This is a genomic window from Streptomyces sp. NPDC057654, assembly GCF_042800135.1.
GTDB lineage: Bacteria > Actinomycetota > Actinomycetes > Streptomycetales > Streptomycetaceae > Streptomyces.
In genome coordinates this window covers 1-8098 of sequence record NZ_JBHVHQ010000362.1, presented here as the reverse complement: position 1 = coordinate 8098, position 8098 = coordinate 1, and the positions used below count along the sequence as shown (strand labels likewise).

Below are 8098 nucleotides of genomic sequence, written 5' to 3'. Positions count from 1 at the left end.
GCTCACGGGAACCGGCGCCGCGGCCGCGGAACGATCAGGCGTCGGCCGCCGCCGCTGGGCGGATCAGTAGCGGTCGAGCGCGGGAATGGCCGGGGCGGCGGAGCCGGAGAGGCCGAGCGTCGCGTCGTACGCCTTCTTCCAGTCGCCGTTGTCCTCGTGCGCCTTGATCGCGTTGTTGACCGCGTCGCGCAGCGCCTTGTCGCCCTTCTTGAGGCCGACGCCGTAGGGCTCCTTGGAGAACGTCTTGCCGACGACCTTCAGGGCGCCCTTGTTCTGCGCGGCGTACCCCTTGAGGATCGAGTCGTCGGTCGTGACGGCGTCCACCGAGCCGTTGACCAGATCCTGCACGCAGACCTGGTACGTCTGCTGGGCCTTGACCTCCGCGACGCCGTACTTCGGCTCCTTGATCCGCTGGAGCGGGGTGGAACCGGTCGCCGAGCAGACCTTCTTGCCCTTGAGGTCGTCCGGGCCCGCGATCTTGCTGTCGGACTTCACCAGCAGGTCCTGGCCGGCGATGTAGTACGGGCCGCCGAAGTCGATCTGCTTCTTGCGCTCGTCGTTGATCGTGTACGTGCCGACGTACAGGTCCACGCCGCCGCTGGCGATCTGCGTCTCGCGGGCCTCCGAGGGCACCGTCTTCCAGGTGATGTGGTCCTCGTCGAAGCCGAGGTCCGCGGCGATCATGCGGGCGATCTCGACGTCGAAGCCGGTGCGCTTCTTGGTAGTGGGGTTCTCGAAGCCGAGGCCGGGCTGGTCGGCCTTGGTGCCGATGGTGATCTTCTTGCCCTTGATCTTCGAGAAGACCGACGAACCCTTCACGTCCGCGGAGGTGTTCACCTTGTACGGCGGCAGCGCCGAGGCCGACTTGCCCCCGCTCGCCTTGTCGGAGTCGTCGTTGGGGCTGCCCGACTTGCCGCAGGCGGTCGCGGACAGCGCGAGCGCGACCACCGCGGCGGCCACGGATGCGGTCTTGCTGAGCTTCATGGTGAACATCCTTTGCGTCGGAAGAAGTTGGCGTCGGGCGCGATCGGCCTCATCGATGCGGGCGCGGTGCGAGCGGTACGCGCAGTGTGTGCAGTACGTGCTGTACGTGTGGTGCGTACGGCGGGTGCGGTGCGCCCGGGGCGTACGGGCCGGAGCGGGCCCGGCGTGCGAGCGGGGCGTGAGCGGTGCGTGACCGGCGTGCGGGCGGTGTGCGCCCGGCGCGCCGCCCGGACACGCCGGCGCGCGGTCAGTGGTGCAGGATCTTCGAGAGGAAGTCCTTCGCCCGGTCGCTGCGCGGGTTGCTGAAGAACTGGTCCGGCTGCGCCTCTTCGACGATGCGGCCGTCCGCCATGAAGACCACGCGATTCGCCGCGGAGCGCGCGAAACCCATCTCGTGGGTGACCACGATCATCGTCATGCCGTCCCGTGCGAGCTGCTGCATGACCTCCAGCACCTCGTTGATCATCTCCGGGTCGAGCGCCGAGGTCGGCTCGTCGAAGAGCATCACCTTCGGGTCCATGGCGAGCGCCCGGGCGATCGCCACGCGCTGCTGCTGGCCGCCGGAGAGCTGGGCCGGGTACTTGTCCGCCTGGGCCCCCACGCCGACCCGGTCGAGCAGAGCGCGGGCCTTGTCCTCGGCGGCCTTCTTCTCGACCTTGCGGACCTTCGTCTGACCGAGCGTCACGTTCTCCAGCACGGTCTTGTGGGCGAAGAGGTTGAAGGACTGGAAGACCATGCCCACGTCAGCTCGGAGCCGGGCCAGCTCCTTGCCCTCCTGGGGCAGCGGCTTGCCGTCGATGCGGATCGCCCCGGAGTCGATCGTCTCCAGCCGGTTGATGGCCCGGCACAGGGTCGACTTGCCGGAGCCGGACGGCCCGATGACCACGACGACCTCGCCGCGCTCGATGGTCAGGTCGATGTCCTGGAGTACGTGCAGCGCGCCGAAGTGCTTGTTGACGTTCTCCAGCGCGACCAGGACGTCCGCCGCGGGTGCCGTGTCTTTGGTGCCCTTGGTCACCGGTACTTCGCTCATCGGCGTTCCTCGCTCCGTCCTCCGTGGTTGGAAGGACAGTAATGACGGTCGTCGCACAGCGTCATTACATCTGAGCTGAAATTGAGCATAACGATCCGGCTGCAAAGCGACACTCCGCCGCAAGGCGGCGCACGGGCGTACCGGGTGCATAACAGAAGGCCACGGGGGCAACGGAACCCCTTGACGAGTACCGCTTCCATCAGCGTGGATTCGGTGTCGGCGCACCGCGCAACCGCCGCGCGCGAGGAACGGTACGCGACGGACGACGTGCGGCGGTCTACGCACGATGAACGGTGCGCGACGGACGGCGTGCGACGGACGGTGCGTGATGAACGGTGCGCGACGGCCGGCGTGCGACGGACGGTGCGTGATGATCGGAAACGAATAAGGGGGCCGGGGCGATGCGACTGCTGCTCGTGGAGGACGACGAGCGGGTTGCCGCGGCGCTCGCCGCGGTGCTCGCCCGGCACGGCTTCGACTGCGTGCACGCCCGTAACGGCGAGGAGGCGCTGGCGGCGCTGCTGCCCGGCGCGGGCGCGCCCTTCGGCTGCGTGCTCCTCGACCTCGGACTGCCCGACCAGGACGGCTTCGAGGTATGCGGCAAGATCCGCAAACGCACCAGCACCCCCGTCATCATGGTCACCGCGCGCGCCGACACCAGGTCCAAGATCCACGGCCTGAACCTGGGGGCCGACGACTACGTGGTGAAGCCGTACGACACCGGCGAACTGCTCGCCCGCATCCACGCGGTCGGCCGCCGCACCCCGGCCGCCGGCGGCGTGGCCCGGCCGGGCCCCCGCGACGACGCCAAGCGCGCGCTGCGCGTCGGGGCCGTCACCATCGAGCTGCCCAACCGCCTGGTCAGGGTGGACGGCGCGCCCGTACCCCTGACCCGCAAGGAGTTCGACCTGCTCGCGCTGCTCGCCCAGCGCCCCGGCGTCGTCTTCCGCCGCGAGCAGATCATCAGCGAGGTCTGGCGCACCAGCTGGGAGGGGACCGGGCGCACCCTGGAGGTGCACATCGCCTCCCTCCGCTCCAAACTGCGCATGCCCGCGCTGATCGAGACGGTCCGCGGCGTCGGATACAAGATCGTCGATCCGGTCGGCTGACGGCCGCGACGAACCTGTGCGCACCCGACTCCTTCCCCTGCTCATCGTCCTGATGGCGGGGGTCCTGATCGCCCTCGGACTGCCGCTGGCCGGCAGCCAGGCCGCCGCCGAGCAGCAGCGCGTCGTCGTCGACCGCATCGACGACACCGCGCGCTTCGCCTCGCTCGCCCAGTACGTCACCACCCGGCCGGCGCAGGGCGGCGAGGACGAGGACGAGCGGCTCACCACACTCACCGACGAACTCGCCCGGTACGAGAGCGTCTACGGCATTCATGCCGGTGTCTTCTACCGCGACGGTACGGCCATGGCCGCGGCACCGGCCGGCTGGACCGTACCGTCGCAGAACGAGGGCGAGCAGGCGTTCCAAGAAGCGCTCGCCGGTCGCCGCAGCCACGACCCCCGCCAGGTCTGGCCCTGGCAGCAGCACGCCCGCCTCACCGTCGCCTCGCCCGTCGTCCGGGACGGCGACGTCATCGCCGTCGTCGTCACCGACTCGCCCACCGGACAGCTGCGCTCCCGCATCCTGCACGGCTGGCTGCTGCTCATCGCGGGCGAACTGGCGGCCATGCTGCTCGCCGTCGGGGCCGCCTTCCGGCTCACCAGCTGGGTGCTGAGGCCCGTACGGACCCTCGACGCCGCCACGCACGACATCGCGACCGGCCGCATGAAGTCCCGCGTCGCGCCGGGCGGCGGGCCGCCGGAACTGCGCCGCCTGGCCCGATCGTTCAACGAGATGGCCGACAACGTCGAACACGTCCTGGAGCAGCAGCGCGCCTTCGTCGCCGACGCCTCGCACCAGCTCCGCAACCCGCTCGCCGCGCTGATGCTGCGCATCGAGCTCCTCGGCCTCGAACTCCCCGACGGGAACGAGGAGATCGCCTCCGTCAAGAGCGAAGGCAAACGCCTCGCCCAGGTCCTCGACGACCTCCTCGACCTGGCGCTCGCCGAACACGCCCCCGCCAACCTCCAGTTGACGGACATAGCCGAGCTCGCCGCCGGACGCGTCGGCGCCTGGTCCCAGCTCGCCGCCCGCGAGGGCGTCGACCTCGCCTACCGCGGGTCCGCCGCCGCGACGGGCTGGGCCGATCCGATCGCCCTCTCCAGCGCCCTCGACGCGGTCCTGGACAACGCCCTGAAGTTCACGCCCGAGGGCGAGCGGGTCCGCGTCGGCGTCCAGGCGGACGGCGACAGCGTCATCCTCGTCGTCTCCGACGGCGGCCCCGGTCTCACCGAAGAGGAGATCGGCCGCATCGGGGACCGCTTCTGGCGCAGCAGCCGGCACCAGAACGTCTCCGGCTCGGGGCTGGGCCTGTCCATATCCCGGGCGCTGCTCGCGGCGGGCGGCGCTGCCATCGCGTACGAGCCGAACGAGCCGAACGGCCTGCGGGTGACGATCACGGTGCCGCGCCACGCCGACGAATGAGCGCCGGCCGCCGTCCCGGGGGCCGGTCAGGAAGAGCCTCACGGTGTGGCTGAGAGCCTCACGGTTTGACCGAGAGGTAGTACCGCCGCGCCCCCTCGTGTAAAGGCAGCGGATCGGTGAAGACGGCCGTCCGCAGATCGACCTTCTGCGCGGCGTGCACTTCCACGCCGATCCGGTCCCGGCTCTTGATCACCGTGCGCGTCACGCTCTCCGCGAGGTTCCTGCCCGTACGGTCCGTGGTGACCAGAAGGTTCGCGACCGCGATCGTCTTCACCGCGTGCTGCGCGTGCAGCTCCGGATAGGCGTCGACGGGCATCACGGCCGCCCGGTAGTAGCGTGCCTTCGGGCCGAGCCGGTGCAGCGGGCCGGTCAGATCGCCGAGCTGCACGAGCTTGATCGGGTACCGCGTCGCCAGGTTCTGCACCGCCGCCGTCGGCAGCCCCCCGGACCAGAAGAAGGCGTCGATCTTCTTCTCCTCCAGGAGCTTCGGCATCTTGTCTATGCCGACCCGTACGGGCGTGATGTCCCGGTCGAAGTCCAGCCCCGCCGCCTCCAGCAGCCGCCGCGTGATCAGCTGCACGCCGGACCCGTCCTCGCCGACCCCGACGCGCAGCTTCCGCAGATCCCGCGCGGAGCCCACCGCCGAGTCCTTGGGCACTATGAGCTGCATGTAGTCGTCGTACAGCCGCGCGCACGCGCGCAGCCGGTCCGCGTCCCGCCCGTGCCCGTCCAGATACGCGGAGACCGCGTCGGCCGTCGCGATCGCGAAGTTCGCCCGTCCCGACATCAGCTTGCGCAGATTGTCGACCGAGCCCTCGCTGCGCGTGAGCCGTACGTCCAGCGCGGGCGAGTCCCGCGCCAGATCCTCCTTCAGCAGGTCCCCGTACCGCGCGTACACCCCCGACGGCACCCCCGTGGCCAGCACCACCCGCCCCTTGACCACCGGATCGCCGTCGATCGGCAGCAGCCACCACCCCAGCAGCGCGAGCACGACGGCGACCACGGCGGCGCCCGCCAGGGCGCGACGCCTGCCCAGGCGGGGAAGTGCGGTGACCATGGGCGGGATACTGCCAGTCACCCCCCTCCCTGGGGAGGGGCGTGGAGAGCATCGATCGGGTAACAGGTACGCAGGTCCGGGGGCGTACGGGGTGATCGGCGCCGGTGACCGTACCGCCGGTCCGACGGCCGGCCCGGCGGCCTTTACCCTGGACGGGTGAGCGGTGACGATGTGGTTGGCGGAGCAGTGGGCGGCTTGAAAACGTACGAGGTGCGCACCTACGGGTGCCAGATGAACGTCCACGACTCGGAGCGGCTGTCCGGCCTGCTGGAGGGCGCGGGCTATGTCCGCGCGCCCGAGGGCACCGCCGAGGGCGACGCCGACGTCGTCGTCTTCAACACCTGCGCGGTGCGGGAGAACGCCGACAACAAGCTGTACGGCAACCTTGGCCGGCTCGCCCCCATGAAGACGAAGCGGCCCGGCATGCAGATCGCCGTCGGCGGCTGCCTCGCGCAGAAGGACCGCGACACCATCGTCGAGCGGGCCCCCTGGGTCGACGTCGTCTTCGGCACGCACAACATCGGCAAGCTGCCGGTGCTCCTGGAGCGCGCCCGCGTCCAGGAGGAGGCCCAGGTCGAGATCGCCGAGTCGCTGGAGGCGTTCCCCTCCACCCTGCCGACGCGACGCGAGAGCGCGTACGCGGCCTGGGTGTCGATCTCCGTCGGCTGCAACAACACCTGCACCTTCTGTATCGTCCCGGCGCTGCGCGGCAAGGAGAAGGACCGCCGTCCCGGCGACATCCTCGCCGAGGTCGAGGCCCTGGTCGCCGAGGGCGTCAGCGAGATCACCCTGCTCGGCCAGAACGTCAACGCCTACGGCTCCGACATCGGCGACCGCGAGGCGTTCTCCAAGCTGCTGCGCGCCTGCGGCGCCGTTGAGGGCCTGGACCGGGTCCGGTTCACCTCGCCGCACCCGCGCGACTTCACGGACGACGTCATCGCCGCCATGGCCGAGACCCCGAACGTGATGCCGCAGCTGCACATGCCGCTCCAGTCCGGCTCGGACACCGTCCTGAAGACGATGCGCCGCTCGTACCGGCAGGACCGGTTCCTCGGCATCATCGAGAAGGTCCGCGCCGCCATGCCGGACGCCGCCCTCTCCACCGACATCATCGTGGGCTTCCCCGGCGAGACCGAGGAGGACTTCGAGCAGACCATGCACGTGGTCCGCGAGGCGCGCTTCGCCCAGGCGTTCACCTTCCAGTACTCCAAGCGCCCCGGCACCCCGGCCGCCGACATGGAGGGGCAGGTCCCCAAGGCCGTCGTGCAGGAGCGGTACGAGCGCCTGGTCGCCCTCCAGGAGGAGATCTCCTGGTCGGAGAACAAGAAGCAGGTCGGCCGCACGCTGGAGGTCATGGTCGCCGAGGGCGAGGGCCGCAAGGACGGCGCCACGAAGCGGCTGTCCGGCCGCGCCCCCGACAACCGCCTCGTCCACTTCAACCCCGCCCTGGCCGCGGCGGACGGCGCCCCGGGCGCCGCCGAGGAGCCGGTGCGCCCCGGCGACCTGGTGACCGTCGAGATCACCTATGCCGCCCCGCACCACCTGCTCGCCGAGGGCCCCGCCAAGGCCGTGCGCCGCACCCGCGCGGGCGACGCCTGGCAGAAGCGCCAGGGCGCTCCGGCCGAGCCGTCCAAGGGCGTCATGCTGGGCCTCCCGGGCATCGGCGCCCCGGCCCCTGCCCCGGCGCCGGCCGCGACGGGCTGCGGCTGCGACTGAGCCCTTACGGAGGGACGGCCCGTACGGACGCTTCGTACGGGCCGGATACGGGGCCGGTACGGGGCGGCGGGTGACGGACAGCGCGAGCGGGGGAGCGGCGATGGCCACATGGGGCCTGATCGTGGAGACGATGGACGGCTACGGCCAGCGTGCGCGCTGGGCGGCCGGGGTGATGGGCAGCGTGGAGGGCACCCGCGAGGAGGCCATGGCGGCGCTGGAGACGCGCGTCCGGAACCACCTGCCGACACGGCCCCACAACGCCCGGCGCACCCGGCTGTTCCGGGACGGCGACGGCCTGCTGATGGTCGGGGAAACCTCCTGGCGGGATTTCCACTCCCGTTTCACCGTCGCCGAAATGATCTACGACAGCGACGCGCCGCCGGAACCGGAGCCTGAACCGGTCTCCGAAGAGCGGGAACCGGAGCCGCCGGAGGAGCAGACTCCGGACGTCGAGCGGTACCCGGACGGCATACCCGTCAAACCGTCCTGGCTGGGCCGCGACGACCTCCCCTGAAGACGCGCGAAACCGTTATCGCGTGTCCCTGGGAGCACGATTTCTGCGCGTGCGCCTATAGGGCGCGCGTTACGGGTGCTCGTCGCCCCTATGACACCGGCACCGCCTTGTTAAGGTGCGCCCATGCTCGTAGCCGCCGCTGTCTGCCCCTGCCCGCCGCTGCTCGTCCCGGAGGTCGCCGCCGGGGCCGCGCCCGAGCTGGCGGAGCTGCGGGACGCGTGCGTGGACGCCGTCGCCGTGCTCGCCGCCGCCCGCCCCGAAC

7 protein-coding genes are annotated in these 8098 nt (G+C 71.0%); 4 read left to right on the top strand and 3 right to left on the bottom strand.

Features of this window, described 5'->3' with window-relative positions; genetic code table 11:
• Positions 1-63: 63 nt before the first annotated feature.
• Together ACFU99_RS24445 and ACFU99_RS24440 are read right to left on the bottom strand one after the other, a co-directional pair.
• Positions 64-984 carry a glutamate ABC transporter substrate-binding protein gene (locus ACFU99_RS24445; protein WP_384395354.1) on the bottom strand — a complete coding sequence of 307 codons (921 nt, stop codon included), beginning with the start codon at positions 982-984 and terminating at the stop codon, positions 64-66.
• A gap of 247 nt (positions 985-1231) precedes the next feature.
• On the bottom strand, positions 1232-2017 hold the full coding sequence (locus ACFU99_RS24440) for an amino acid ABC transporter ATP-binding protein (protein WP_384395352.1): 786 nt from the start codon (positions 2015-2017) through the stop codon (positions 1232-1234).
• Positions 2018-2418: 401 nt separating this feature from the next.
• Here ACFU99_RS24440 and ACFU99_RS24435 point away from each other — a divergent pair, with 401 nt between their 5' ends.
• Positions 2419-3126, top strand: coding sequence for a response regulator transcription factor (locus ACFU99_RS24435; protein ID WP_384395350.1), 708 nt, complete (start codon positions 2419-2421; stop codon positions 3124-3126).
• A 16-nt stretch (positions 3127-3142) separates the two neighbouring features.
• Positions 3143-4549 carry an ATP-binding protein gene (locus ACFU99_RS24430; RefSeq protein ID WP_384395348.1) on the top strand — a complete coding sequence of 469 codons (1407 nt, stop codon included), beginning with the start codon at positions 3143-3145 and terminating at the stop codon, positions 4547-4549.
• Positions 4550-4607: 58 nt separating this feature from the next.
• Here ACFU99_RS24430 and ACFU99_RS24425 read toward each other — a convergent pair whose 3' ends face one another.
• A complete protein-coding gene (locus ACFU99_RS24425; RefSeq protein WP_384395356.1) occupies positions 4608-5606 on the bottom strand; it encodes a TAXI family TRAP transporter solute-binding subunit in 999 nt (332 codons plus the stop codon).
• A 156-nt stretch (positions 5607-5762) separates the two neighbouring features.
• On the opposite strand from ACFU99_RS24425, the gene miaB reads away from it, so the two are divergent.
• Together miaB and ACFU99_RS24415 are read left to right on the top strand one after the other, a co-directional pair.
• A complete protein-coding gene (gene miaB / locus ACFU99_RS24420) occupies positions 5763-7322 on the top strand; it encodes a tRNA (N6-isopentenyl adenosine(37)-C2)-methylthiotransferase MiaB (protein WP_384395346.1) in 1560 nt (519 codons plus the stop codon).
• Between the two features lie 100 nt (positions 7323-7422).
• Positions 7423-7836: a hypothetical protein gene (locus ACFU99_RS24415; protein WP_384395344.1), complete on the top strand. Its 414-nt coding sequence runs from the start codon at positions 7423-7425 to the stop codon at positions 7834-7836.
• Positions 7837-8098: the final 262 nt, after the last annotated feature.

What these genes read in the sequence shown, in the direction of transcription:
- ACFU99_RS24445 (WP_384395354.1), bottom strand. Translation starts at nt 984, where the DNA reads ATGAAGCTCAGCAAGACCGCATCCGTGGCCGCCGCGGTGGTCGCGCTC.
- ACFU99_RS24440 (WP_384395352.1), bottom strand. Translation starts at nt 2,017, where the DNA reads ATGAGCGAAGTACCGGTGACCAAGGGCACCAAAGACACGGCACCCGCG.
- ACFU99_RS24435 (WP_384395350.1), top strand. Translation starts at nt 2,419, where the DNA reads ATGCGACTGCTGCTCGTGGAGGACGACGAGCGGGTTGCCGCGGCGCTC.
- ACFU99_RS24425 (WP_384395356.1), bottom strand. Translation starts at nt 5,606, where the DNA reads ATGGTCACCGCACTTCCCCGCCTGGGCAGGCGTCGCGCCCTGGCGGGC.
- ACFU99_RS24415 (WP_384395344.1), top strand. Translation starts at nt 7,423, where the DNA reads ATGGCCACATGGGGCCTGATCGTGGAGACGATGGACGGCTACGGCCAG.